Source organism: Granulosicoccus sp. 3-233 (assembly GCF_052681095.1).
This window is the reverse complement of sequence record NZ_JBQYLE010000006.1, coordinates 233,131-258,153: the sequence shown is the minus strand read 5'-3', so window position 1 is coordinate 258,153 and position 25,023 is coordinate 233,131. Positions and strand designations below refer to the sequence as shown.

Annotated in this window: 22 protein-coding genes; 14 read left to right on the top strand and 8 right to left on the bottom strand. The window is 58.5% G+C overall.

Annotation, left to right across the window (positions count from 1 at the left end; genetic code table 11):
- Nucleotides 1-48 precede the first annotated feature (48 nt).
- The 3 genes from ACUNV4_RS17235 (at nucleotide 49) to ACUNV4_RS17225 (ending at nucleotide 3,447) form a co-directional block, all read left to right on the top strand.
- Nucleotides 49-1,635, top strand: a complete 1,587-nt coding sequence (locus ACUNV4_RS17235) for an alkaline phosphatase D family protein (protein ID WP_430879834.1) — start codon at nucleotides 49-51, stop codon at nucleotides 1,633-1,635.
- Between the two features lie 115 nt (nucleotides 1,636-1,750).
- Nucleotides 1,751-2,653 carry an ROK family protein gene (locus ACUNV4_RS17230; RefSeq protein WP_430879833.1) on the top strand — a complete coding sequence of 301 codons (903 nt, stop codon included), beginning with the start codon at nucleotides 1,751-1,753 and terminating at the stop codon, nucleotides 2,651-2,653.
- The gene (locus tag ACUNV4_RS17225; protein WP_430879832.1) at nucleotides 2,650-3,447 is read left to right on the top strand and encodes a copper homeostasis protein CutC; all 798 of its coding nucleotides are present in this window, start codon (nucleotides 2,650-2,652) and stop codon (nucleotides 3,445-3,447) included. The genes ACUNV4_RS17230 and ACUNV4_RS17225 overlap by 4 nt, the downstream gene beginning before the upstream one ends.
- On the opposite strand, the gene ACUNV4_RS17220 is transcribed toward ACUNV4_RS17225, so the two are convergent.
- On the bottom strand, nucleotides 3,441-4,604 hold the full coding sequence (locus ACUNV4_RS17220; RefSeq protein WP_430879831.1) for a class I SAM-dependent RNA methyltransferase: 1,164 nt from the start codon (nucleotides 4,602-4,604) through the stop codon (nucleotides 3,441-3,443). The two genes, ACUNV4_RS17225 and ACUNV4_RS17220, sit on opposite strands and share 7 nt — an antisense overlap.
- Nucleotides 4,605-4,905: 301 nt before the next feature.
- On the opposite strand from ACUNV4_RS17220, the gene ACUNV4_RS17215 reads away from it, so the two are divergent.
- From ACUNV4_RS17215 to ACUNV4_RS17205, 3 genes are all read left to right on the top strand, one after another.
- Entirely contained in the window at nucleotides 4,906-5,934 is a 1,029-nt protein-coding gene (locus tag ACUNV4_RS17215; protein WP_430879830.1) for a Gfo/Idh/MocA family protein, read from the top strand.
- Between the two features lie 178 nt (nucleotides 5,935-6,112).
- On the top strand, nucleotides 6,113-6,883 hold the full coding sequence (locus ACUNV4_RS17210) for an SDR family NAD(P)-dependent oxidoreductase (RefSeq protein ID WP_430879829.1): 771 nt from the start codon (nucleotides 6,113-6,115) through the stop codon (nucleotides 6,881-6,883).
- Nucleotides 6,884-7,058: 175 nt separating this feature from the next.
- Nucleotides 7,059-8,237 carry a PA0069 family radical SAM protein gene (locus ACUNV4_RS17205; RefSeq protein WP_430879828.1) on the top strand — a complete coding sequence of 393 codons (1,179 nt, stop codon included), beginning with the start codon at nucleotides 7,059-7,061 and terminating at the stop codon, nucleotides 8,235-8,237.
- 96 nt (nucleotides 8,238-8,333) lie between these two features.
- Here ACUNV4_RS17205 and ACUNV4_RS17200 read toward each other — a convergent pair whose 3' ends face one another.
- The 5 genes from ACUNV4_RS17200 to ACUNV4_RS17180 form a co-directional block, all read right to left on the bottom strand.
- Nucleotides 8,334-8,885 carry an isochorismatase family protein gene (locus ACUNV4_RS17200; protein WP_430879827.1) on the bottom strand — a complete coding sequence of 184 codons (552 nt, stop codon included), beginning with the start codon at nucleotides 8,883-8,885 and terminating at the stop codon, nucleotides 8,334-8,336.
- Between the two features lie 120 nt (nucleotides 8,886-9,005).
- Nucleotides 9,006-9,743: a transporter substrate-binding domain-containing protein gene (locus ACUNV4_RS17195; protein ID WP_430879826.1), complete on the bottom strand. Its 738-nt coding sequence runs from the start codon at nucleotides 9,741-9,743 to the stop codon at nucleotides 9,006-9,008.
- Nucleotides 9,740-10,231, bottom strand: a complete 492-nt coding sequence (locus ACUNV4_RS17190; protein WP_430879825.1) for an NfeD family protein — start codon at nucleotides 10,229-10,231, stop codon at nucleotides 9,740-9,742. Before ACUNV4_RS17190 ends, ACUNV4_RS17195 begins: the two co-directional genes overlap by 4 nt.
- A 1-nt stretch (nucleotide 10,232) precedes the next feature.
- Nucleotides 10,233-11,192, bottom strand: coding sequence for an SPFH domain-containing protein (locus tag ACUNV4_RS17185; RefSeq protein ID WP_430879824.1), 960 nt, complete (start codon nucleotides 11,190-11,192; stop codon nucleotides 10,233-10,235).
- A 109-nt stretch (nucleotides 11,193-11,301) separates the two neighbouring features.
- Nucleotides 11,302-12,231 (bottom strand): LysR family transcriptional regulator, encoded by a 930-nt coding sequence (locus tag ACUNV4_RS17180; protein ID WP_430879823.1) that lies wholly within the window; start codon nucleotides 12,229-12,231, stop codon nucleotides 11,302-11,304.
- A 170-nt stretch (nucleotides 12,232-12,401) separates the two neighbouring features.
- On the opposite strand from ACUNV4_RS17180, the gene chvE reads away from it, so the two are divergent.
- The 7 genes from chvE to ACUNV4_RS17145 all read left to right on the top strand — a co-directional run bounded on the left by chvE (nucleotide 12,402) and on the right by ACUNV4_RS17145 (nucleotide 21,456).
- Entirely contained in the window at nucleotides 12,402-13,466 is a 1,065-nt protein-coding gene (gene chvE, locus ACUNV4_RS17175; RefSeq protein WP_430879822.1) for a multiple monosaccharide ABC transporter substrate-binding protein, read from the top strand.
- An 80-nt stretch (nucleotides 13,467-13,546) separates the two neighbouring features.
- Entirely contained in the window at nucleotides 13,547-15,079 is a 1,533-nt protein-coding gene (mmsA, locus tag ACUNV4_RS17170; RefSeq protein WP_430879821.1) for a multiple monosaccharide ABC transporter ATP-binding protein, read from the top strand.
- On the top strand, nucleotides 15,079-16,278 hold the full coding sequence (mmsB, locus tag ACUNV4_RS17165; protein WP_430879820.1) for a multiple monosaccharide ABC transporter permease: 1,200 nt from the start codon (nucleotides 15,079-15,081) through the stop codon (nucleotides 16,276-16,278). Before mmsA ends, mmsB begins: the two co-directional genes overlap by 1 nt.
- 12 nt (nucleotides 16,279-16,290) lie before the next feature.
- Nucleotides 16,291-18,033 (top strand): L-arabinonate dehydratase, encoded by a 1,743-nt coding sequence (araD, locus tag ACUNV4_RS17160; protein ID WP_430879819.1) that lies wholly within the window; start codon nucleotides 16,291-16,293, stop codon nucleotides 18,031-18,033.
- Nucleotides 18,033-18,923, top strand: a complete 891-nt coding sequence (locus ACUNV4_RS17155) for a Gfo/Idh/MocA family protein (RefSeq protein WP_430879818.1) — start codon at nucleotides 18,033-18,035, stop codon at nucleotides 18,921-18,923. Before araD ends, ACUNV4_RS17155 begins: the two co-directional genes overlap by 1 nt.
- 15 nt (nucleotides 18,924-18,938) lie before the next feature.
- Nucleotides 18,939-19,856: a dihydrodipicolinate synthase family protein gene (locus tag ACUNV4_RS17150; protein WP_430879817.1), complete on the top strand. Its 918-nt coding sequence runs from the start codon at nucleotides 18,939-18,941 to the stop codon at nucleotides 19,854-19,856.
- A 70-nt stretch (nucleotides 19,857-19,926) separates the two neighbouring features.
- Complete coding sequence (locus ACUNV4_RS17145) at nucleotides 19,927-21,456, top strand: aldehyde dehydrogenase (NADP(+)) (protein ID WP_430879816.1); 1,530 nt, start codon at nucleotides 19,927-19,929, stop codon at nucleotides 21,454-21,456.
- 184 nt (nucleotides 21,457-21,640) lie between these two features.
- Here ACUNV4_RS17145 and ACUNV4_RS17140 read toward each other — a convergent pair whose 3' ends face one another.
- Nucleotides 21,641-22,714 carry a tetratricopeptide repeat protein gene (locus ACUNV4_RS17140; RefSeq protein ID WP_430879815.1) on the bottom strand — a complete coding sequence of 358 codons (1,074 nt, stop codon included), beginning with the start codon at nucleotides 22,712-22,714 and terminating at the stop codon, nucleotides 21,641-21,643.
- A gap of 1 nt (nucleotide 22,715) precedes the next feature.
- On the bottom strand, nucleotides 22,716-23,360 hold the full coding sequence (locus ACUNV4_RS17135) for a HAMP domain-containing protein (protein ID WP_430879814.1): 645 nt from the start codon (nucleotides 23,358-23,360) through the stop codon (nucleotides 22,716-22,718).
- Nucleotides 23,361-23,501: 141 nt separating this feature from the next.
- Here ACUNV4_RS17135 and ACUNV4_RS17130 point away from each other — a divergent pair, with 141 nt between their 5' ends.
- The gene (locus ACUNV4_RS17130; RefSeq protein WP_430879813.1) at nucleotides 23,502-25,004 is read left to right on the top strand and encodes a phospholipase D-like domain-containing protein; all 1,503 of its coding nucleotides are present in this window, start codon (nucleotides 23,502-23,504) and stop codon (nucleotides 25,002-25,004) included.
- Nucleotides 25,005-25,023: the final 19 nt, after the last annotated feature.

Sequence of the window (25,023 nt, the reverse complement as noted above, 5' to 3'; positions counted from 1 at the left end):
CGTGCAGGTCTGATGATAGTGAATCTCTCTTCTCGCCAGGAACAAGTCATGTCACGATCCATCTTTCTACCCGCGCGTCGTCGATTGCTCAAATTGGCTGCAAGCAGCAGTGGAGCGCTGGCAGCCGGTGCTGTGTCGGGTTTTCCGAGTATCTCTCGAGCCTCGGCCAGGCCCGTCATCACCCATGGTGTGCAATCAGGTGATGTCTCCGCCAACAGCGGTGTCATCTGGGCTCGAACGGACCGGCCGGCGAGAATGCTGGTGGAAGTGTCAAGCAATGAGAGTTTTACCCAAGCCACTGCCCTGGCTCCCACCACAGCGATGCCCGGTAGCGATTTTGCCGTCAAACGCCTGTTGAACACATTGCCTGCCGACCAGGAGATCTTCTATCGAGTGCGCTTTGCCGATCTGCAGGACAGCCGGAACGTGTCGGAAGCGGTGACCGGTCACTTCAGAACAGCTCCGTCCGCCACACGCGATATTCGATTTGCCTGGTCAGGTGACACGGCAGGTCAGGGCTGGGGGATCGACAAGGAGCGTGGTGGCATGCAGACCTATGCCACCATGGCCGCTCACGATCCGGACTTCTTCATCCACAGCGGCGATACGATCTATGCCGATGGCCCCATCAGTGCCACTGCGGAAATGCCCGATGGTAGTATCTGGAACAGTCTTGTGGCGGAAGGTGTGGAAAAGGTTGCCGAGACGCTGGATGAGTATCGTGGGCGTTACAAGTACAACATGCTGGATGAGCATGTTCGTGCCTTCAATCAGCAAGTACCGGTCTTTTACCAGTGGGATGATCATGAGGTGGTCAATAACTGGTCTGCCGCGAAGGATCTGACCGGTGACGATCGCTATACCGAGAAATCCATCATGACGCTGGCTTCGCGCAGTGCGCAGGCATTCCATGAAATGACACCCATCAGCTACACCGCGGAAGAGCCCGGTCGCGTCTATCGCAAACTTTCCTATGGTCCCTTGCTCGATGTCTTCTTTCTGGACCTGCGTTCCTATCGAGGGCCGAACACCGAAGGCATGCAATCGGAGATCACGGACGAATCACGTATCCTGGGGGCGGCGCAACTCGCGTGGTTGCGAGATGAGCTGGCGCATTCAACAGCCACCTGGAAGGTCATTGCATCGGACATGCCGCTGGGACTGGTAGTGTGGGACAAGTTCAATGGGGAGAACCATGTGGAAGCGGTTGCCAACGGCAATTCAGGCAAAGCCGCTGGTCGCGAGCTCGAGTTCGCCGAACTGCTGCGCTGGATGCGTGACAGCGGGATTGACAACGTGGTATGGCTGACTGCTGATGTGCATTACACGGCTGCTCATCACTATCATCCGGACAGAGCCAGCTTTCAGGAGTTCACACCGTTCTGGGAATTTGTTTCCGGACCCTTGCATGCGGGAACCTTCGGACCGAATGAACTGGATGGAACGTTCGGCCCCGAAGTCCGTTACGTCAAGGCACCCACGGCAGACCAGGGAGTGAACCTGCCGCCTTCCATGGGTCTGCAGTTCTTCGGGCTGGTGGATATCGATGGCCAGAGTCGTCAGCTCACCGTGCGTTTGATGGATCGTGATGATACCGAGCTGTACAAGGTCACGCTTGATCCGGTAGCCGCCTGAATCATCGCGCAGTATGGTAGCGTGGGAAGCACGCGCTGGTAGTGATGGCACCCGTGCCGTTCTCTGGTGCGGTGCCTTCTGCCGCTTTCCCGTTTCTGCAAGACTGGTTCGAGCAATGACGTTCTGTTTCGATATTGGTGGTTCGAAGATCGTGGCTGCCCACGTTGATGATCAGGGGCGGATAGAGGAGCGCGGACGACGAGCGACGCCTGTCGATGACCCGAGCCGGTTCTTCAAGGCACTGAAGGCTTTGTGCCCCGAAGGTGATGAGGCTGTCGGCATCGCCATTGCCGGGGTGATCGAGCCGCAGAGCGGTCAGCTGACCAGTGCCAATATTCCGGGTATCAGTGGCCTGCGGCTTGCGGAAGAACTGCAGGTACGTCTGAGGCGGCCTGTCTTTCTCCTCAACGATGCGGATGCATTCGCGCTGGCAGAAGCCCGTTGGGGGGCGGCCAGTGGTCATGCCTCGGTAATGGCGATCATACTGGGCACAGGCGTCGGTGGTGCGATCGTGCTGAACGGGCGTCTGCATGTCGGGCAGGCCGGTCTGTCCGGTGAGTGGGGCCACGGTCCAGCCAGTGCCATGAGAACCGGTGAGTCTCTGCCGATCCTCACCTGTCTCTGTGGCCAGACAGGTTGTGTGGATACACTGGGTGGTGCTCGCGGACTGGAGCGCCTTTACCTGCATGCCTACCGGACATCGCTGGATAGTGTATCCATTGTCAATGCCTGGCAATCCGGAGACGCAATGGCCACGCGGATTGTGGATCTCTGGCTCGATATCGTCGGCGGCGCACTGGCTGCAGCGGTCAACCTCATCGGACCCTCAGTCGTTCCCGTGGGCGGTGGGCTGGCCAGATCGCAGGAGCTGATTTCAGCCCTGGACCAGGAGGTGCGCAGGCGTTCCCTGGTCAGACAGGAAACGTCGCTGTTGTATCCGACGGCCAGTGGTCCGGAGCAGGGCTTGGCAGGTGCCGCCTGGATGGTGCAACAGCGTCTGAGCGGTATCGCTTCGTGAGTCAGGCCGAGCTGGAAGTGTGTGTGGATAACTCAGCTGCTCTGTTCAGCTGCCTGCGATCCGGGGTCGATCGGGTCGAGCTGTGCTCGGCACTGGCAGTCGGTGGATTGACGCCATCCTACGGCCTCATGAAGCTCGCTGGCAGGCTTGCTGAATCAGCGGCTGTTTCCGGGGTGGGCGGCATCAGAGGTGATGACAAGCGATCCGTTGGCAGGCCACCGCGAACGCAGGTATTGGCCATGATTCGGCCACGTTCGGGCAACTTCTGTTTCAGTACCATGGAAACAACGCTGATGTGTGAGGACATCGCCGTTGCCCGAGAAGCCGGTCTGGCCGGTGTGGTGCTGGGCGCAGCCACAGCCGAAGGCACGCTGGACCTGCCAATTCTGGCGCGATTGTGTCACGCCGCTGAAGGCTTGCAACTGACACTGCATCGAGTCATCGATGTGCTGGATGACCCCTTGCTGGCTATCGACCAGGCGGTTGAACTGGGTTTCACGAGGATACTGACTTCAGGCGGAGCGCCTACCGTGGCTGATGGCCTGTCGCGATTGTCGGCAATACAGATGCACGCTGGTCGGCGGATTCAGATCATGGCAGGTGCCGGTCTGACTCCCACTCTGGCGAAACGGATTCAGGCGGAAATCGGCATCGAGTCGTTTCATGCGTCGTGCCGACGGCAAGCGACAGCCGACCCGGTCCTCAGCGCCTTCGGGTTTTCCGGCGAGGAAGGTGAGCTGGATGTCGCGTTGATTGACGATTACCGGCGCAGTCTCGCTTCAGTTGACTACTGATTCCGGCGAAGTCTGACGACACATTCCAGATGAGCAGTTTGCGGGAACATGTCCATGGGCGTCAGGGACTCTATACGATAGGCTTTTTCCGTCAGCTGCTTCAGGTCTCTGGCAAGCGTTGCCGGATGGCATGACACATACAGCAGTTCCTGACATGGCGTGGCGATCAGCGCATCAGTAACCGAACCGTCGAGTCCTGCTCGCGGTGGATCGACAATACACAGACTGTTGCCAATGTCCAGTTTACCCAGCGTCTTCTCGACGGCAGCCTGGTGAAAGCGCACATTGCCCAGATTGCGTTCGTGTGCCTGGTCACGCGCCACGGAGATATTCTCGGCAGAAGAATCCACGCCTGTCACCTGTTTGTCCGGGTGTTGTTCGGCAATATGATTGGTCCAGTGCCCGCGACCACAATACAGATCGGTGATGGCCGTACACTGGCTTTGCTCGACACTGGCCAGCAACCCTGCTGTCAATGCGTTGCTGACCTCGGTGTTGACCTGGCGAAAGCCCAGTTCGGTTGAATTCCTGTCATTGACCTCGACCACGGTGACCTCACCGTCGACGACGGCGATTTCCACGCGGCCCTGCACGGTCTGACTCAGGTCGGTGTTCTGCAGAAAGTCGTTGATGGGCTCTTCGGCAATGGCACATCGATCGATGGCAATTCGCTGGTCGCTGCGACGCCATTTGTAGTGAAAACTACCTGCACGAATCTCACCCTGAATGCGATTTCGATAGCCATATTCTCGAGCCGAGGGAACGATATCCTTCATGGGCAGGTCTTTCAGCATGCCGATGCGACTGAGTGTCTCGAGCAATTGCTCCTGCTTGGCTGCCAGTTGGATCGAGTAGGGGACATGCTGCCAGTCGCAACCACCACAGCGTCCGAAATACGGACAGGGCGCTTCGATCCGGTCACTGGAGGGTTCCAGAATCTCTTCGACACTGCCCAGGGCATAGGTTTTCTTGCGTTGCGTGACCTTGATTCTTACCCGGTCACCGGGAAGTGTATAGGGGACGAAAACCACGCGCTGGTCCTGCCTGCCGAGACCGTCTCCGGCATTGGTCAGAGAGTCGATGAGCAGTTCGACGTCACGCGGTTCGACCGCCTTGCGCTTGTGCCGATACTTGTTCCAGCCGGATTTGTCCTTCATGAAAACTCGTTTGCCTTGACGCGGGGGCAGATGTCGACAGTCTGCCTGGGGGGGAGCACAGTATAGGTCAAGTTGCCGCTGGACATGAGCAAGCAGCGGCTGAGACCAGGTGCTGCTCGTGGATACGGGAAGACGGGAGCACTCATCGACATGGTTTGATTCCGGGGTGACAGTCTGGCACAGTGCAGATCGCGGCTGCCGGCGGGCTCGGGCTCGGGCAGGCAGGCAGGCGTGTCATGCGCAATGAAGGCCGTTCAGGCATCATTCTCGATCAGTCAAACACCGACGAGGCGGTAGTGATATGTCAACGCAGATGCTAACGGTAGCCTGTCAGGGAGCCGGGTATTTCGCCCGTTTTCACCACGATGCCTGGCAGCGAATGGAGAACGTCAGTCTGGTGGCCTGTTGCGATACCGATCTGTCTCGAGCCCAGGCTGTCAGCTCCGTTGCCTTTGAAGAGCTGGGTGCCATGCTTGATGCTGTGACTCCCGATATTCTCGATATTGCCACGCCACCCGACACGCATGTGGCGTCGGTCAGGTGTGCCCTGGATGCCGGGGTGTCCACCATCATCTGCCAGAAACCGTTTTGCGAGTCCCTGCAGGATGCCACGCAACTGGTTGAGGCCGCATCGGCTGCCGGTGTGACATTGATCGTTCACGAGAACTTCCGTTTTCAACCCTGGTTTCGGATGATGGCCGCTGCCATGGAAGCGGGTGAGATCGGTGATGTGCAACAGGCCTGTTTCCGCCTGCGTACCGGAGATGGTCAGGGGCCCGACGCCTATCTGGAACGACAACCCTACTTCCAGCGCATGCCGCGCCTGCTTGTGCACGAAACAGGCATTCATTACATCGATACCTTTCGCTATCTGTTTGGTGAGGTGCATACGGTCTATGCTGATCTGCGGCGACTGAACCCGGTTATTGCCGGAGAGGATGCGGGTCATATCCTGCTCGGCATGGACCAGGGTGTGCAGGCACTGTTCGATGGAAATCGCCATCTTGATCATGCTGCAGAGACAACACGTCTGACCTTTGGCGAAGCACTCGTCGAGGGGACCAGAGGGAGCTTGTCGCTACATGGCGATGGTCAGGTGCGCAAGCGGTCTTTTGGTCACAGTGATGACCACGTGATCATGCCGACGCAGCCATGGGCGGGTTTTGCCGGGGACTCGGTATACGCCTTCCAGCAACATGTGGTGTCGCATCTCCTGAACGGTACGGTACTGGAGACAGCCGCAGGCGACTATCTGGAGAATATCCGGCTGGAGCAGCTGGTGTACCGCTCATCGGCAGAAGGCCGTCGTCTGGCAACACATCCTGATTGAGCAAGAGCAAAAGCAAGAGCAAAAGCAAGAGCAAAAGCAAAAGCAAAAGCAAAAGCAAAAGCAAAAGCAAAAGCAAAAGCAAAAGCAAAAGCAAAAGCAAGAGCAAAAGTTTCAGCAATATTCATCGCGTATCACGTAATCACAACTGCATGCCTATCCACTGCCACAAGTCTGAGTCATGAACAATCCAGTTGAAGGAATTGCCGGTCGGGTCGCACTCGTCACCGGTGCATCGAGTGGTCTGGGTGCACATTTTGCCCAGGTGCTCGCCAGAGCGGGGGCCATCGTGGTAGTCGCTGCCAGACGACGGGACAAGCTGGAAACCGTGTCAGCCTCGATACGCGATGACGGTGGGCAGGTCATGGCCGTCACCATGGACGTCACGAATGAAGACAGTGTTGCGCAGGCTCTACAGACGGTGCATGAGCAACTGGGAACCATCGGCATTCTGATCAACAATGCCGGAATGGCTGAGTCGAAGACCTTTCATAAACTGGACGAGGATAAATGGCGGCGCACGCTGACGGTGAATCTGGATGGTGCATGGCGAGTTGCCCATCAGGTGACTCGTCATCTGATAGCCGAAGGGCAGGCGGGTGTCGTGGTCAATATCGCATCCATTCTGGGCCTGCGCGTCGGGTTCGGTCACAGTGCCTATGCCGTTTCCAAGGCCGGTCTGATTCAGTTGACCAGGTCGATGGCGCTGGAGCTCGGGCCGCGGGGTATCCGCGTGAATGCCTTGTGCCCCGGCTACATTGCGACCGATATCAATGCCGACTACTTCGCGACCCCCGAAGGTGCCGACTATATCCGTTCGACGCCTGCCGGCCGTACGGGTAGATTGACAGAGCTGGATGGGCCCTTGTTGCTGCTGTGCAGCGACGCCGGATCGTTCATCAATGGAATTGCCCTGCCCGTGGACGGCGGGCATCTGGTGAGCTCTCTGTAGCACTCTGGCACAACGCGGCCCGCCCGTTGCACGATCCAGTCAACCTTGCCGGTAGCGGGCAGTGGTTGCCAACGGCCTCTGCGTCGATTGCCCGGTTCGTTCCTACTACTGTATATATTGCCACTATACTGTATGATTGAACGGTATTTCGATTCCGGCAGACGGAGCGTGGTCAATGTTCGATACACCGTACAGGCGTCGTGGGCGGGGTGCGCAGAGCAATCGCAGTGGCAGGTTCGAATCGACACAGCGTGTCGATATCGACGATGGCTGGCAAGTCATGGCGTGGTCGGACTCCCCGCATTCGGGCAGTGAGGATGACCATTGTTCGCTCGGTCCAAACGACTTCCAGTCTCGTCCCGATGCTGAAGCGCCGACCACATTGCGTACGCATTGGCGGCCGGACAAGGCCCGGCGGGTCATCACCCGCAATCAATCACCGGATGTGCATTTCGATCAATCGATCAACCCCTATCGTGGTTGCGAACACGGTTGTGCCTACTGCTTTGCCCGGCCATCTCATACCTTTCTGGGGCATTCGGCTGGTCTGGATTTCGAACGCCGACTCTATGCCAAGCTCGATGCGGCAGTGTTGCTCCGGCAGGAGCTGGCCAGTCCTCGCTATCGGTGCAAGCCACTTGCCATAGGTGTCAACACGGATGCCTATCAGCCCCTGGAGCGGCAACTCGGCCTTACCCGGCAGATTCTGGAGGTATTGCTCGAATGCCGGCATCCGGCCTATCTGATCACGAAATCCTCACTGATCGAACGCGATCTGGATCTGCTGGTGAAAATGGCTGATCGCAATCTGGTGACGGTGTCGATCTCCATGACAACATTGGACAATACCCTGAGCCATCGCCTCGAACCGCGAGCCGCCGCACCGCATCGTCGATTGAGAACCATGAGGACTCTGGCAGAGGCCGGTGTGCCGGTGCGAGCATCGGTATCGCCCGTCATCCCGGCGCTCAACGAACACGAGATGGATGCCATCCTCGAGGCCTCTGCACTGGCCGGGGCATCGGGTGCGAATGCCATCGTGCTGCGTCTGCCGCACGAGTTGGCAGAGTTGTTCCCGGAATGGCTGGAAGCCTGTTATCCATTGAAAAAGGAGCGGGTGCTGAAGGCGATACGTTCTCTGCGTTCCGGCAAATTGAACAACAGTGATTTCGCCTCACGTTTCTCGGGCGAAGGACCAAGAGCAGACATCATCCGGCAACGTTTCGAAAGTGCCTGCCGGCGTCATGGTCTGGCCAGTGGACGAGGCGTGTTTACCACGGATGTATCGCAATTCCGAGCGCCGTCTCCACCAATGGAAGAACCCGGTATCGGACAGCAGATGCCGCTCTTCTGATGGTGTGTCGCCAGTGGTCGGTACGAAACCGGTCGGCCGAGCTATCGACGACGTTCAAACAGCAAGCCCTGGCGTCACCGTCACCGTGTTTCACCGTCAGGCGCGGGACTTTATCAGCCTCAGGACTTCTCGAAACTCGGGGATGTCGGCACGTTGCATCCACTCGAACATCACCATTTCGGAGGTGACCAGCTGTACGCCTTGCCGAGCTGCTCGCTGAAAGGCGGCATCACGATCGGATGCGTGACGCGACGATGAGGCGTCGGTAATCAGAAAGGTATCGAATCCCTGCGCCTGCAACATCAGGACAGTCTGCAGTACACAGACATGGGCTTCGGTGCCGCATACCAGTATCTGCTTCGGCTGCAGGTGTTTCATCAGTGCCTGAAAGTCGTCTTCCAGAGCCGCTGAAAAATGGACTTTCTGCACAACACGCTCGTTCCGCAGTTTTTCTCTCAGTGGCGCAAGCGTGGCCCCGATGGCTGCCGGGAAGTGTTCGCTGGCGCACACCGGCACGTTCAACAGGTCGGCGACATCGATCAGGCGATCAACCACCGCCACCAACGGGTCGATATCCAGAATCGATGCAGCGAGCTTCTCCTGTACATCGACAATGAGCAACAGGCTGGTTTCTCTGTCCATCAGCATGACTGACCATCCGGGCGCGAGCCTTGTTGTTTGTCCTGCGGGCAGGCCTGGCATCTTCGGGCGGTAATCAGAAGGGCCGGGCCCGTGCTGTCGTAATGCCGTGCAGCTTCAGGACGACACTCAGGGGGCTACCGACAAGCGGCCTTCCACATCGAATTTCCGGATCAGACTGGCCACCAGGCCGGATGTCTTGGCACGGTTGACGAAATCCTGCACGAAGTCAGCTGCCAGCGGCTTGTCGACCTGACAGCCCATACACTGCTGAACGGCCATGAAGCTGTCATCGAACAGCCGTGAACCGGGCATCAGCGCCTGTTGTTGCAGCAGTTTGGGTCTCAGGCCTGCCAGTACATCCATCTTTTCGTCGCGAAACAGCTCGAAGGATTCATCGAGTGAAGCGGCTCGTATCAGCGTCGCCTGTGTGATATGACGGGTCAGCCACAGGTCGTAGGCACTGCGTGCTTTCACTGCAATACGATGACCCGGCTGATCGACCTGTTCCATGGACGTGATCGCAGAGTCGGGTGGTGTCAGATACGTTGCCTGGATTTCGCAATAAGCCGGACTGAAGTGGATGACCTTGGCGCGCTCGGTTTCCAGGGCGATATTGGCAATATCCCATTCATCGCGTGTTGCAGCATCGGCGACATCGCCTGGACCTTCGTAGGGAATGAGCTTGAGCTCGACACCGAGCTCATCTGCCAGTGCGCGTGCCATGGCAGGAGAGACACCGTCAGGCTGACCGTTTTCGTCGGTCTGGTTCACCAGCAGGAAGTTGCTCATGTTGATGCCGGCGCGCAGTACCCCATGGGGAGCAAGATCGTCCAGCAGCTGTGCGTGATCAGGGGTATTCGTCATGGGTTTCCAGTCGGTTCCGTGAATGGTTCGACGTAGAATACACCAACGCTGACGGCACTCACCTTCACGCGTGTTCCGGCACTGATGAGCCTGTCCGGGACCTGTTCTGCCGGTTCCACGCGCCAGTGGATTCCGGAATACTTGTGGACACCCGGCGCCGAGTCGGACACGTCACTGCTCAGCACGAAACTGAGCCCGATCAGGTCGCTGCTGCGGTCATGGCCCAGTTCCGCGCCGCTTTGCAGGCGCTTGAGCGGTCGCCACAGTACCAGCGTGATGACACTGGTCGCCACGGCAAAGCAGGCAATGGCGGCAACAAAGGAATTCGGCACCACAGAAAGCCACAGCAGCCCTCCCGTCAACAAGGCCCCCAGGCTGCCGAACAGCAGCAATCCACTGGTAAAGCCGAAGGCGATGGCTTCAATGGCCAGCAACAGAAAGCCCAGGGTCAGCCAGATTGTGGCTTGATTGATGGAGAGGGTGTCCATGTCAGGAATTGCCGGACTTGAAGGCCTCGCTGGAATTCATGGCGGCAACAACGGCCATGCTTTCAGCCACGACACTGCCGGCTTCACTCTTCTTGCCGTCCATCAGCACGATCGTCGATTCCTTCGCGATTCGGGCCTTGGCATCAATGGCCTTGGTGGCCAGATCCAGTTGAACGGCCTTCTGGCCCTCTGCGGTTGCGGCGGCCTTGCCGATGGTTTCCAGCGCTCCAGCCTGCGCCATGGCTACGGTCGTGATGGCTTCAGCTTCACCCTGGGCCTCCAGAATCTGTTGTTCCCGCTGGGCCTCGGCAGCCAGCACGATGGCCTGTTTCTGACCTTCGGCCACGTTGATGGCGGACTGGCGCTGACCTTCGGATTCCAGCACGGTGGCGCGCTTGTCTCGCTCGGCCTTCATTTGTCGTTCCATGGCTTCCAGAACGCTCTTGGGCGGCGTGATGTCCTTGATTTCATAACGCAGGCAAGTGGTTCCCCAGGCCTCGCCGGCTTCATTGATGGCTGCCACGATGGCTGCGTTGAGCAGATCTCGTTCTTCGAAGGTGCGATCGAGCGTGATCTTGCCGATTTCCGAACGCATGGTGGTCTGGGCCAGTTGCGTCACACCGAAGACGTAGTTGTCGATGCCGTAGCTGGATTTTTCCGGATCTATGACCTTCAGGTAGAGCACGCCATCAACGGTCAGTGTGATGTTGTCCTTGGTGATGGCTGACTGAGAGGGAACGTCGAGAGCCATTTCCTTGAGCGATACCTTGTAGGCTACCCGGTCGACGATGGGCAGAACGAACTTCAGGCCTGCGGTCAGCGTCGTTCGAAACTTACCGAAGCGCTCGACCACGAAAGCCGTGTTCTGAGGGACGAACTTAACCGATGAGTTGAGTACGATCAGCGTCACGATAGCCAGGCCTATCCAGAAGGCCGAGGCAGAACTCAATAGCATATCCATTGTTTTTCGAGGGAATCGGGAGTGAGTGGAGGGCAGTTGACAAGCTATTGTGGTGCCAGAATGCCGTGTTTTCAATGAATTCCGCAGCACCGTTGTCGATGGTTTCTCTCTACGGTCCGACTCTGAGAGCCTCGATGACCAGGTCGCGAAGTCGAACGGCGAGCGGGCTCAGTGTCTGTTGTTTCTTCTGAATGAGATGGTAGGGCTGAATGGTGATCGGTGCCGGGAAGCGCAGAGTGGTCATGTCACCGGTTGTCGTCCCCGCCAGCAACTCGGCGACTTCACTGGAAATCGGCGACAGTGCGTCAGAGGACTGCAGGCTGGCAATCATGACGAGCAGGGAGGTGGTGTTGATGATCTCGTCAGGCAGCGGTATGGAGTGCTCGATATAGGCGCGTTCCACGGCATCGCGCATGGGTGTTCCCACTCCCTGTATGACCCAGGCATAACCACGAAAATCCTTCAAGGTCGGTTTCCTGAGGCTCAGCAAAGGGTGATCGCATCTGGCCAGAAACTCCACGGTCTCGGCGCGGCCCTGCATGAATTCGAATTGTCGTCTGTCGTGAGGCGGCGGCACTCTGGCAAGCACGAAATCATAATCGCCATTGTGCAACCCCTGAATCAGTTCCTCACTGGGTGCCACCGCAATGGTGATATCGGCACCCTGAGTATCGGCACGCAGCTTCTGCACGGACGGCACGACGTAGGCTACAGCCGCTCCGGTCACGGAGCCGACCCTGACGCTACCGGTCTTGCCGGCCGCGAAGGCATTCACTTCATTGGCCGTGGCTGTCAGGCCGCGTAGCAGTGAAACGGCATGACGAATCAGGACCTGACCGATGGGGGTGGGCACCATGCCTTTGGGTTTGCGCACGAACAGGGGTTGCTCGACCATGCCTTCGATTTCCGCAAGCATGCGTGAGGCCGCCGGTTGCGTGATGGCCAGTCGCTCGGCGGCCATGGATAGCTGGCCGGATTCATCGATGGCACTGAGCAAACGCAGGTGGCGCCACTGGAGGCGCTGAGTCAGGTGTCGCATGGCAAGTCATATTCCATAAATGGTATGCAGAAGTCAATTAATGTAATTTGAATGATATGCCGTGGTGTGACTACACTGCAGGCCAGTTGCAAGTCGAGTGCATCAGGCACTTTCGACACGACGACCGGCTGGCGGAACCGAAGAGTTCCCCGGCCTCCAGGAGAGCGAATATGAGAAAGTTACTTACGGGTCTGTCGACCCTTGCGGTTTCTGCCAGTCTGATGATGCTGCCCGCCGTGTCGGTGGCAGCGGACACCATCGGTATTGCCATGCCGACCAAGTCCTCGGCGCGCTGGATATCCGACGGCAACTCCATGGCGGAACAATTCGAGGCGGCAGGTTATGAAGTTGATCTGCAATACGCGGAGGATGACATTCCCAATCAGCTGGCGCAGATCGAGAACATGATCACCAAGGGCGTATCCGTGCTGGTCATCGCCGCCATTGACGGCACCACCTTGTCCAATGCGCTCGAGAATGCCCATTTCGCAGACATCAAGACCATTGCCTATGATCGTCTGATCCGGGACAGTGAATACGTCGATTACTATGCAACCTTCGACAACTTCAAGGTCGGCGTGCAGCAGGCCAGTTCCGTTGTCGCCGGGCTGCAGGAACGGTTTCCGGATAGCAGCCCCTGGAATGTGGAGCTGTTCGGTGGTTCACCGGATGACAATAACGCCTATTTCTTCTACGACGGGGCCATGTCAGTCCTGCAACCGCTGATAGACGATGGCTCGATCAATATCGTTTCCGGACAGATGGGGATGGACAAGGTCGGTACCCTGCGCTGGGACGGTGCTGTCGCCCAGGCACGCATGGACAACCTCCTTTCGGCTCACTACACCGATGCCACGGTTCAGGGCGTATTGAGTCCCTACGACGGTCTGTCCATCGGCATACTGAGCTCGCTGAAAGGTGTCGGTTATGGATCGGGCGATCTGCCGATGCCCATCGTGTCAGGCCAGGATGCAGAACTGCAATCCATCAAGTCGATCATTGCCGGGGAACAGTATTCCACCGTGTTCAAGGATACTCGGGAACTGGCTCGTGTCGCGGTCGGCATGGCTGATGCCCTGATCAAGGGCGGTGAACCCGAGATCAATGACACCACGACCTATGACAACGGTGTCAAGGTTGTGCCGTCCTATCTGCTGGAACCCGTATCGGTGGATGCATCGAATTACGAAGCCATCGTGATCGATTCGGGTTATCACTCGAAAGACGATCTCTGAGCCGGTCTGCCGAATCAGCTGGCATTACCTGCCTCCTGTACAACTCGGGAGGCAGGATCAAGCCTGGAGATACCGTATCGATGCAAACGATTCTGGAGATGCGCAACATCACCAAGACATTTCCGGGCGTCAAGGCGCTCGACAATGTCAATCTGAAGGTGAGCGCCGGAGAGATACACGCCCTGGTCGGCGAGAATGGTGCAGGCAAGTCCACGCTGATGAAGGTGTTGTCCGGTGTCCATGCCGATGGCAGCTACGAGGGCGAGATTCTCTTCGACGGACAGAAGACGGCCTTCGCGGGAATCGGCGATAGCGAAGCGCTGGGCATCATCATCATTCATCAGGAACTGGCTCTGGTGCCATTGTTGTCAATTGCCGAGAACCTGTTTCTGGGTAATGAAAGAGCTCATCGGGGCATGGTGAACTGGCCGGAAACATTCAGGCAGACGGAAGCTCTGCTTGCCAAGGTCGGCTTGCAGGAGCCGCCTGCGGCGCTTGTCGATACGCTGGGTGTCGGCAAGCAGCAACTGGTGGAGATAGCCAAGGCTCTGTCCAAGGATGTTCGACTGCTGATTCTCGATGAACCCACGGCTGCATTGTCGGAGTCCGATAGTCAGGTACTGCTGGATCTGCTGCTGGAACTCAAGGCGCAGGGTGTCACCTCGATCATCATCAGTCACAAGCTCAACGAGGTGCGGCGTGTTGCCGACACCATTACCATCATTCGCGATGGGGCAACGGTCTCGACGCTCGATGCCCGGCAGCAGGAGGTCAGCGAAGAGCGGATAGTCCGTGACATGGTGGGACGGGATCTGTCGCAGCGCTACCCCGCACGTCAACGCAAGGCCGGCGACATGCTGCTGGAGGTCAGCCACTGGAATGTCTGGCACCCGGAACACAAGTCCCGTCAGGTCATACACGATGTCAGCTTTCATGTCCGCGCCGGTGAAGTTGTCGGCATAGCCGGCCTCATGGGAGCAGGGCGTACCGAACTGGCCATGAGTCTGTTCGGGCACAGCTACGGACAGAACATCTCCGGCAGCGTCAGATTGCGGGGTGAGCCTCTCGACACCTCCACAGTCAGCGCGGCCATACGTGGTGGGCTGGCCTATGTGACCGAAGATCGCAAGGAACTGGGGCTGATACTGGACGAGTCGATCCACCGCAATATCACCCTGGCCAATCTGCGGGATGTCTCTTCCTCGGGCGTCATCAATCAGGCAGAAGAGGCCCGGGTTGCCGAAGGCTATCGCGCGGCCATGAACATCCGCACCCCATCAGTGGCTCAGCGCGTGGTGAACCTGTCCGGCGGCAACCAGCAGAAGGTGGTTCTGTCCAAATGGCTGTTCACCTCGCCCGAGGTACTGATCCTCGATGAACCCACGAGGGGAATCGATGTAGGGGCGAAATTCGAGATCTACAGCATCATCAACGAGCTGTCCGCACAGGGCAAGGGCGTCATCATGATCAGTTCCGAGATGCCTGAGCTGCTCGGCATGAGTGATCGCATTCATGTGATGAATGAAGGTGGTTTCGTGGGCGAATTGAGCGCCGATGAAGCCAGTCAGGAGCGGATCATGTCGCTCATTGTCAGTGACCGGGAAAAAATCTGATGTCGGAAAAATCGCCAAGTAGCGGGAACACGGCAGTGGGTGGCGTGTCGCGATACCTGCTGAACCACATGCGTGATTATGGCCTGCTGTTCGCCCTGATCGCCATCATGCTGTTCTTTCAGGTGGTCACCGAGGGAACCTTGCTCAAGCCTGTCAACATCACCAATCTGTTCCTGCAGAACAGTTACATCATCATCATGGCCCTGGGCATGCTCATCGTGATCGTGGGCGGCAACATCGATCTCTCCGTCGGCTCTGTCATGGGATTCATCGGTGCTCTATCGGCTGTGATGATCGTCAATCTGGATGTGCCGGTAGCCGTCACCATTCCGGTCTGCCTGTTCGTCGGTGGCCTGATCGGAGCGGCTCAGGGGTATTGGGTCGCGTACTGGAAGATTCCCAGCTTCATCGTGACGCTGGCCGGCATGCTGGTCTTTCGGGGATTGTCGCTCTGGTTGCTTGAAGGGCAGTCCGTCGGACCCTTTCCCAAGTCATTCCAGTTACTGTCTACCGGGTTCATACCTGATGTATTCGGTGTTGGTCGACCCAATGTCACCGCTCTGGTGGCCGGTGCCGTTGCTGCTCTGGCGATTGTCTGCCTGGGGCTTCGCAAACGGCGTCGGAACAGTGCCTACGGCATGGTCGACGAGCCGCTCGCCGTGTTCATTGCCCGCAATGCCATCGTCAGTGGTGCGCTGTTGTTCGTGGCCTACAAGTTGTCGACGTTTCGCGGGCTGCCCAATGTGCTCATCACCATGGGCGTCTTGACCGTGATCTACGCTTTCGTGACCGAACACACCACGATCGGGCGGCGCGTCTATGCACTGGGCGGCAATGAGAAAGCCGCCAAGCTCTCGGGAATCCGTACCGAGCGCCTGACCTTCCTGACCTTCGTCAACATGGGGGTGCTGGCAGCACTGGCAGGTCTCATCTTCGCCGCTCGTCTCAACACGGCGACACCGAAGGCCGGCTTCGCCGTCGAACTGGATGTGATCGCGGCGGTGTTCATCGGTGGCGCCTCCATGTCCGGCGGTGTTGGCATGATCGTGGGCGCCGTGGTCGGTGCCTTCATCATGGGCGTGATGAACAATGGCATGTCCATCATGGGAATCGGCATCGATTATCAACAGGTCATCAAGGGGCTGGTGTTGCTGGCGGCCGTCATCTTCGATGTCTACAACAAACAGAAGCAACGCTGAGAACCGATTGACATGACTTTCACGAAAGCGCAATGGCCCCGTAAACTGCGTTCGGCAGAATGGTTTGGCGGAACCTCGCGTGATCATATCTATCACCGTTCCTGGATGAAGAACCAGGGGCTGCCAGCGGATCTGTTCGATGGGCGTCCGGTCATCGGGATCTGCAATACCTGGTCTGAAATGACGCCCTGCAATGCGCATCTGCGGGACCTGGCCGATCGGGTCAGGCATGGCATATTCGAAGCCGGTGGGCTGCCGCTGGAGTTTCCGGTGTTTTCACCCGGAGAGAGTGCCTTGCGGCCGACTGCCATGATGTTCCGCAATCTGTGCGCCATGGATGTCGAAGAGGCAATACGCGGCAACCCCATGGATGGAGTGGTACTGCTGGCCGGTTGTGACAAGACGACCCCGGCACTGCTGATGGGGGCCGCTTCAGTCGATCTGCCGGCCATTGTCGTATCCGGAGGCCCGATGCTCAATGGCATGTTCCGCGGAGAACGAGTGGGCTCTGGTACGCATCTGTGGAAATTCTCAGAAGCCGTCAAGGCAGGTGAGATGTCGCAGGCAGATTTTCTGGAGGCAGAGGCGTCCATGAGCCGTTCGCCGGGCAGCTGCAATACCATGGGCACGGCGTCGACCATGGCTTCGATGTCAGAGGCGCTGGGCATGGCCTTGTCGGGCAATGCTGCCATTCCTGCCGTCGACAGTCGACGACGGGTCATGGCTCATCTGACCGGGCGGCGTATTGTCGACATGGTGAAGGATGACCTGAAGCCTTCCGACATTCTCACGCGCAGCGCCTTCGAGAACGCCATCCGCACCAACGGTGCCATTGGTGGCTCCACCAACGCGGTAGTGCATCTGCTCGCGATTGCCGGGCGCGTCGGTATCGATCTGAGCCTGGACGACTGGGATCGTTGCGGACAGGATATCCCCACCCTTGTGAATCTGCTGCCCTCGGGCAAATACCTGATGGAAGAATTCTTCTACGCTGGTGGTTTGCCCGTGGTCATCCGACATCTGTGCGAGGCCGGTGTCATGGACCGAGAGGCCATGACCGTGTCGGGGAACAGTCTCTGGGAAGAGGTCAAGGAGGTTCGCAACTGGAATGAGGATGTCATCCTGCCGGTGGACAAGGCCTTGACCAGTCAGGGTGGCATTGCTGTCCTGCGCGGCAATCTGGCGCCCCGTGGCGCGGTGCTCAAGCCCTCGGCAGCGACGCCTGAATTGCTGGTACACCGTGGACGAGCGGTCGTGTTCGAGGATATCGACGATTACAAGCGCAAGATCGGTGACGATGATCTCGACATCGATGAAAACTGTGTGATGGTACTGAAGAACTGCGGCCCCAAAGGCTATCCGGGGATGGCCGAAGTGGGCAACATGGGACTACCGCCCAAGGTGCTGAAGAAGGGCATCACCGACATGGTGAGAATATCGGACGCACGCATGTCCGGCACAGCCTACGGCACGGTAGTGCTGCATACGACACCGGAGGCGGCAGCCGGTGGTCCGCTGGCGGTCGTCCGCGATGGCGATATCATCGAACTGAATGTGCCTGAACGGCGCTTGCAACTCGAGATCACGGAGGCTGAACTGGCGGCAAGGCTGGAGAGCTGGGTACCGGCAGTACCCGTACCTGCCAGCGGCTACGAACACCTCTTTCATACCCATGTGCAGGGCGCAGACACCGGGGCGGATTTCGATTTTCTGGTCGGTTGTCGCGGTTCGGCCGTGGGCAAGGACTCTCACTGATGAGCAAGCCCATTGCACTGGTCGGCATCGGCAAGATTGCTCGAGACCAGCATATCCCGGCGATTCACGCGGATCCCGACTGGTCTCTGGCAGCGACCGTCAGTCGGAATGCCAGCGTCGAGGGTATCGAGAACTACCCGACTCTGGATGCCTTGCTGGCGGCCAGACCCGACATCGACACGGTTTCCCTGGCCATTCCCGTACAGCCACGATTCGAGCATGCCAGACTGGCTATCGAGGCTGGCAGGCATGTCATGCTGGAAAAGCCTCCGGGTGTGTCGGTGGCGGAGTGCCTGAATCTGCAAGTGCTGGCGCAGCGTCAGGGCGTGTCCCTGTACGCAACCTGGCATGCACGTCATGCCGAAGGCATCGCGGAAGCGCGGGACTGGTTGGCAGGACGTCGCCTGCGGTCTCTGCGCATCAGCTGGAAAGAAGATGTGCGGGTGTGGCACCCCGGCCAGGAGTGGGTCTGGGAGCCGGGTGGTCTCGGCGTCTTCGATCCCGGTATCAATGCCCTGTCCATTCTGACCAGCGTGTTGCCGGAACCCGTTCACCTGAATGCTGCCACCCTGGACGTGCCCGAGAACCGGCAAACGCCGATCGCTGCCAGCCTGTCCTTCCAGCACTCGGCGGGAGCCTGCGTGGAGGCCGAGTTCGACTGGCGTCTGGTGGGCGATCCCGAATGGCAGATCATGATCGAGACGGATGATGGCTCAAGGGTGCTGTCATTCGGCGCGGCTTCCATGGATATCGAATACCGTCGCCTGTACCAGCGCATGGCCGAGCTGGTCGTGGACGGCACGATGGACATGGATCTGTCGCCCCTGATGCATGTGGCGGATGCCTTCATGCTGGGGCGGCGTCGCCACACAGACCCCTTCTTCTTCTGACTAGCGATGACCACGATGAAAACCGTTTTGACCGGTATTGCCCCGATTGCTCCCACGCCGTTTCATGACGACGGTACCGTTGATGAGGAGGGGATGCGGCGAGTCCTCGATTGCATGATCGACCAGGGGGTGGATGCCATCTGCATTCTCGCCAATTACTCGGAACAGTTTCTGCTATCCGATGACGAGCGTGCCTCATTGACACGCTTGTGTCTGGAGCATGTTGCCGGGCGCAAGCCGGTGATCGTCACCACCAGTCATTTCTCGACCGATATCGCACGTCGGCGAGCCGTCGACTGCGAGGCGCAGGGCGCTGACATGATCATGATGATGCCGCCATACCACGGGGTCGGCATTGCCCCGAGCGCGCAGGGTGTGTTCGAGCACTTCGCCGCTGTCAACGATGCGATCTCGATACCCATCATGGTGCAGGATGCGCCGCTCAGTGGCGTCAACCTGAGTGTCGAGTTGCTGGCGGACATGGCCATGAAGCTGGAGCATGTCAGTTACTTCAAGATGGAATGCGCGTTTGCGGCCGACAAGCTGGCGGCATTGATCGAACGGGCAGGCGCCCACATCGATGGACCCTTTGATGGTGAAGAGGCGGTGACCTTGCTGGCCGATCTGGATGCCGGCGTGACCGGCACCATGACCTCGGCCCTGTTTCCCGAGATGATCAGACCGATTGTCACCCTCTATCGTGATGGCCAGCACGAGGCAGCGCTGGCACAATGGCAGAAATGCCTGCCACTCATCAATCACGAGAATCGGCAGTGCGGTCTGCGAGCCTGCAAGGCTGTCTTCAAGGAAGGCGGTGTCATTGGCAGCGACCGTGTGCGTCATCCACTGAGGCCCTTGTCGGCTCGTACGCGAGAGCGATTGCTGTCTCTGGCAAGAGAACTCGACATCATTGCCTTGAATTGGGGACAATGAGCCTGCATGTAGCTGCATGCCTCGGAATCCCGGGGCATGAATACTTCAACACACCGACAGGAAACTTCACATGACGCTGTATGGCAACCGTATTGCCGGCAAGATCCAGGAAGATGGCCCGGTCTTCGAGAATGATCCCGTTTCAGGAGAACCTTCCTCCATTACGGCAGGAACGGTAGCGCTGGTTGAAGAGGCAGCCAAGGCAGCCGCTGAGGCTTTCAAGACCTATGGTCGCAGCAGCCGCGCGCAACGAGCTGAGCTGTTGCGTGCCATTGCCGAGGAGATCGATTCGCGGGGTGCCGAGATCACCGCCATGGGTACCGGTGAAACAGGTCTGCCTGCCGCACGCCTGGAAGGCGAGAGGGGCCGTACGGTGGGACAGCTGCGACTGTTTGCCGAGCATATCGAGAAGGGGGATTATCTGGATGTGCGACATGATGAAGCCCTGCCGGATCGTGCACCATTGCCACGCCCCGATCTGCGGCTCATGCAGCGCCCTCTGGGGCCGGTAGCGGTATTCGGTGCCTCCAATTTCCCTCTGGCCTTTTCCACGGCTGGCGGTGATACAGCATCTGCGCTGGCGGCTGGTTGCCCGGTCGTGGTGAAAGGTCATCCCGGACACCCGGGTACTGCGGCTCTGGTCGGTGAGGCGATCGATGCCGCCGTCGCCCGCTGCGGTCTGCATCCCGGTACTTTTTCACAGGTCAATGATGGCGGCCCCGGCAATGGCGGTGCCGACAGTCGGGCAGTGGGTGCCGCTCTGGTCCAGTCTCCGTACATCAAGGCTGTCGGTTTCACCGGTTCACTCGGTGGGGGACGAGCACTGTTCGATCTGGCGTGCCGCCGAGAAGAGCCCATTCCATTCTTCGGAGAGCTTGGCTCGGTGAATCCTGTCTTCATCCTGCCCGCTGCAGCCAGCGCCAGAGGCGCGGAACTGGGAACTCAGTGGGCGGGTTCGGTCACCATGGGTGTCGGCCAGTTCTGCACCAACCCCGGGATCGTCGTCATTCCTGCCGAACAGGCAGAGGCATTCGAAGCGGCGGCTGCCAAGGCTCTGGCCGATGTACCGGCCACGCCCATGCTGACAAGCGGCATTGCCGATGCCTATCATCAGGGACTGAAGGCATTGTCCGACCATCCACAGGTCCGCGTGCTGCACTCGGCTGAGAGCAGTGGACGAAGCGCCGCGCCTGCCATGTTGGCGGTATCGGCGGCCGACTTCATCGCCAACCCGGATCTGGCGCATGAGGTCTTCGGTCCGGTGGGAATCATCGTCTCTGTTGCCAGTGAAGATGACATGCACGCCATCGCACAGAGTCTCGACGGTCAGTTGACCGTGACTCTGCAACTGGATGAAGGCGATCATGCACTGGCCGCCGAGCTGTTGCCGGAGCTGGAAGAGAAGGCTGGTCGCATTCTGTGCAACGGATTCCCGACTGGCGTCGAAGTGGCCGATGCCATGATGCACGGTGGCCCTTATCCGGCGTCTACCAATGTGGCAACCACATCGGTCGGCACACTGGCCATTCGACGCTTCCTGCGCCCCGTGTCCTATCAGAACTTTCCGGAAGGGCTGTTGCCTGCCGAATTCACGGCATAGTGTTTCGGGTCTGATTGCCGGGCGCCAGACGATCATCTGTCTGGCGCCCTGGTTGCAGTCTGTATCCGTTGGGTGTGAGAAAGCCTCAGCAGCGACTGTACGGGAATGACCCGGGCAGGGAGAGCAGCGTCTCGTCCGCGTCATTCATTACCAGTGCGAATCGCCAGCGCAGGCTGATGGTTCTTCAGGCTGTGCCCATGCGCTCCAGTGCCTCGTTGGCGCGATCAAACCACAGGCGTGACACCAGGTTGTCCTTGGCCAGTGTAATTCCCAGTGTATCGACCCCTGTATGGCGATAGCGCAGGTCCAGCAGGATTTCACGGGCTATGGCCGAATTGCCCAACTCATGCTGTGCCATGGCTTCACTGTACAGGGCCGTATCGTAGTACGTCGAATCCGGATACTCGTTGCGGAGCCTCTGCATGGTCTGCAGTGCAGCGCTATAGTCCTTCTCATCCATCAACTGGATGTAGCCTTGCAGGTACAGGGCGTCGTCGGCGAGATAACCATCCGAGTAGAGTGTGTGGATGATTTCCAGCTGTACGCTGGCGTTTTCCAGGTCTCCCGATTCACGTTGGTCAAGGGCGTCCAGATACAGGTCGAAGTCCTCTCCGTCACCATAGATCCCGGACTCACTGATGACCGGCAGCTTGATGGCTGCCTTGCGCTTGTTGACGGTCACCGGATCGCCGTCGATGTAGTCACTGTATGATTGTCTGGCTGCCTGGTAATCGCCTGAATCCTCGAGATCCTTCGCCTTGTAGAACTTCTGTTCATTGACGTTCACGGACTCGTCAACCTGCTGCAGAGTCTCGTAATCGACGGTGAAATCCGCGAACTTGCGGCCTTCTGTAATGGGCTGGAAAGTGACACCGACCGATATGGCCTCGGCCGGGTTGAGTACGACTTCATCGATGATATCGGTGGTGTACTGTTCCACATCGTCCTTACCGCCTTCCTTGCTCGATTCGATTCCCAGAGACTTCAGGGTATAGACATCGGCACCGCGATTGGATATCTGGATTTTCTGCGTCTTGACGGTACCGACGTCCAGTGTGCCGAAGTAGAAATCGGGGGTGGATATGAACAGATAGGTACCGTTTTGGCCAATCAGCGGCGTGGCCTTGCTGCCGCCAGAGCTGCCACTGCCGCCACTGCTGCAGGCTTGCAATATTGCAGCGGTCAGCACGGCACTCAGCAACGGTCGCAGGACTGATGGTTTTCGGCAACGCGCCTCACTCATGTCGTGATACCTCATCTCAGGCAGCCTTGTCGTTGGCCGCTGAGGCGTCACCGGCCGCGCCTTTGGCGTCTCGTTCCAACTGGAAATAGTCCAGAGCGGTGCGGCATTCCTGCAGGGCATGATTGATCGATTCGGCATTGGTTGCAGAAGCGTCGAGGTCCCCCACCTGTGCGATACCCGACTTGGCTGCCTGAATCTGCTCACGGACACTGCGCATGGCCGCCGTCAGTTCACCGGCAATCTCTCCGAACTCTCCCTTGTCGGACGCACGCAGACGTACATCGAGGTTTCCGTCTCCGATCTCCCGCAGGCTGCGCTTGATGGCAAGGATCGGATGACCCAGTCGACGGGTGATGAACACCCCCAGGCCGATGGTGATCGTGGCGTTGATCAGCAGCATGGCAATGAGCCACTTGCCAAGTACGTCCGATAATGTGGGCAGTGCCTCATTGGCCAGAGCCATGTCTTCGGAGACGAACAGCAGAGGAGCCATGCCGTCGATCAGTCGTCCCAGCATCTGATGGTAGAAGACGCCGACCAGGGCCGTGGTGATGATCAGGTAGACGAAGGTCAGCATGACGACCCGTCGGATTTCACGCGCCTGAAAGGTTTTGTCGCGCAAAATGGCGAGCAGGAAGTTGGAGTCTGACGAACGAGCCATAGGGAGACACCGGGAAAAATGAATGATATATGCGGATGTCGGCGTGTCGACTGTTATCTTGACTGGCAGGGATCGGGCAATCGATGCGCCACTGCGTATACTTGTGGCTCAGTTCACAGCCCCCGAGAGGCACCTCTTTGAATGAATGGCGATACGCTGGATAACGTCGATCCCGGTACGGCTTTCTCGCTTGTCGGAGTTCTTCACCTGGTGCTCGCCATTGCTGCGGGCACGCACGTTGTTCTCAACAAGCAGAACGAGGCGGCAGCGTTCAGCTGGCTGGGTATCATTGTTCTGGCTCCGTTGGTTGGAGCCGTTCTCTACTGGTTGTTCGGCATCAATCGCATTCGCCGCCGCGCGCAGGCCGAGTTGCCGGATTACACGATCTCCGTCAGGGAGTCTGCCGCAGATCAGATGGTGGACATCGATACCATGCCTGAGGCCTGGCAGCCGCACATGCGACTGGGAATGGGGGTCCACGATACCCGCTATGTGTCGGGCAACCGGGTTGAGCCTTTGATCAATGGTGACCAGGCCTACCCGGCCATGATCGACGCCATCAACGAAGCCAGTCATTCCGTCTATCTGTCCAGTTATATCTTCGAATACGACCAGGTGGGTGTGCAATTTGTCGAGGCGCTGGTGAATGCACATCATCGTGGTGTGGCGGTGCGCGTCATGATCGACGGTCTCGGCGTCGGTTATGGCTTCAGTCTGGTTCGCGCAGATCGGGTTCTGCGCCGGCGTGGCGTCAGAACAGCCCGATTCCTGTCGACCTGGTCTTCCAGTGGTACCCGCTTCATCAACTTGAGAAACCACCGCAAGATTCTGTCGGTGGATGGCGAGCTGGCCTTCATCGGCGGCATGAACATCCGCGCCGGCAATCTGCTGGGAGCTGCACCGGGTGAAGTGGACAACTGCAGCACCACTTCAGGTCTGGGAAATGCCTTTCAAGTCATGGGCAAGCACCGGACGCAGGATGTGCATTTCAAGGTTCAGGGGCCGGTCATCAATCAGATCAATGCGGTATTTGCCGCAGACTGGCAGTTTGCCGCTCGCGAGAAGCTGAAGCCCCCCGTCTGGCGTGGCGGCCATGCCGGGTCGGTGTTTCTGCGCGCCTTGCTTGACGGGCCGGATGACAATTACCAGAAGCTGCAGCTGACGCTGTTGGGCGCCATCCAGATCGCCAGATCGCGCATCTGCATCGTGTCACCGTATTTTCTTCCGGACAAGACCGTGTTCAGTGCCTTGCAACTGGCGGTGCTGAGAGGCGTGCGTGTTGATATCTGCGTGCCCGAACACAATAATCTGCTGATCGTGGGCTGGGCCATGCGCGCCAATCGCCGACGCTTGCTGCGAATCGGCGTGCATCTGCATGAGTCCATTGCGCCGTTCGATCACAGCAAGCTGTTCATCGTGGATGACTACTGGAGCATGGTGGGGTCGAGCAACTGGGACTCGAGAAGTCTGGAACTGAATTTCGAAATCAATCTCGAATGTTATGACTCGACGATGAACCGTCAGCTGGCGGCTATCATCGAAGGCAAGCTGGCACACTCGCGGGAGATCAACGAATGCTCGGACAGACACTTTCTGCTGCGCTTGCGCAATAACTTCTTTCGTCTGTTTTCTCCTTATCTCTGAGTCGGACTTAGGAGCGCGG

Coding starts and splice junctions, on each gene's coding strand:
- ACUNV4_RS17130 (WP_430879813.1), top strand. CDS start 23,502: ATGAATGGCGATACGCTGGATAACGTCGATCCCGGTACGGCTTTCTCG.
- mmsB (WP_430879820.1), top strand. CDS start 15,079: ATGTCGGAAAAATCGCCAAGTAGCGGGAACACGGCAGTGGGTGGCGTG.
- chvE (WP_430879822.1), top strand. CDS start 12,402: ATGAGAAAGTTACTTACGGGTCTGTCGACCCTTGCGGTTTCTGCCAGT.
- ACUNV4_RS17215 (WP_430879830.1), top strand. CDS start 4,906: ATGTCAACGCAGATGCTAACGGTAGCCTGTCAGGGAGCCGGGTATTTC.
- ACUNV4_RS17205 (WP_430879828.1), top strand. CDS start 7,059: ATGTTCGATACACCGTACAGGCGTCGTGGGCGGGGTGCGCAGAGCAAT.
- ACUNV4_RS17190 (WP_430879825.1), bottom strand. CDS start 10,231: ATGGACACCCTCTCCATCAATCAAGCCACAATCTGGCTGACCCTGGGC.
- ACUNV4_RS17235 (WP_430879834.1), top strand. CDS start 49: ATGTCACGATCCATCTTTCTACCCGCGCGTCGTCGATTGCTCAAATTG.
- mmsA (WP_430879821.1), top strand. CDS start 13,547: ATGCAAACGATTCTGGAGATGCGCAACATCACCAAGACATTTCCGGGC.
- ACUNV4_RS17230 (WP_430879833.1), top strand. CDS start 1,751: ATGACGTTCTGTTTCGATATTGGTGGTTCGAAGATCGTGGCTGCCCAC.
- ACUNV4_RS17145 (WP_430879816.1), top strand. CDS start 19,927: ATGACGCTGTATGGCAACCGTATTGCCGGCAAGATCCAGGAAGATGGC.
- ACUNV4_RS17220 (WP_430879831.1), bottom strand. CDS start 4,604: ATGAAGGACAAATCCGGCTGGAACAAGTATCGGCACAAGCGCAAGGCG.
- araD (WP_430879819.1), top strand. CDS start 16,291: ATGACTTTCACGAAAGCGCAATGGCCCCGTAAACTGCGTTCGGCAGAA.
- ACUNV4_RS17180 (WP_430879823.1), bottom strand. CDS start 12,231: ATGCGACACCTGACTCAGCGCCTCCAGTGGCGCCACCTGCGTTTGCTC.
- ACUNV4_RS17155 (WP_430879818.1), top strand. CDS start 18,033: ATGAGCAAGCCCATTGCACTGGTCGGCATCGGCAAGATTGCTCGAGAC.
- ACUNV4_RS17195 (WP_430879826.1), bottom strand. CDS start 9,743: ATGACGAATACCCCTGATCACGCACAGCTGCTGGACGATCTTGCTCCC.
- ACUNV4_RS17140 (WP_430879815.1), bottom strand. CDS start 22,714: ATGAGGTATCACGACATGAGTGAGGCGCGTTGCCGAAAACCATCAGTC.
- ACUNV4_RS17185 (WP_430879824.1), bottom strand. CDS start 11,192: ATGGATATGCTATTGAGTTCTGCCTCGGCCTTCTGGATAGGCCTGGCT.
- ACUNV4_RS17135 (WP_430879814.1), bottom strand. CDS start 23,360: ATGGCTCGTTCGTCAGACTCCAACTTCCTGCTCGCCATTTTGCGCGAC.
- ACUNV4_RS17150 (WP_430879817.1), top strand. CDS start 18,939: ATGAAAACCGTTTTGACCGGTATTGCCCCGATTGCTCCCACGCCGTTT.
- ACUNV4_RS17210 (WP_430879829.1), top strand. CDS start 6,113: ATGAACAATCCAGTTGAAGGAATTGCCGGTCGGGTCGCACTCGTCACC.
- ACUNV4_RS17200 (WP_430879827.1), bottom strand. CDS start 8,885: ATGCTGATGGACAGAGAAACCAGCCTGTTGCTCATTGTCGATGTACAG.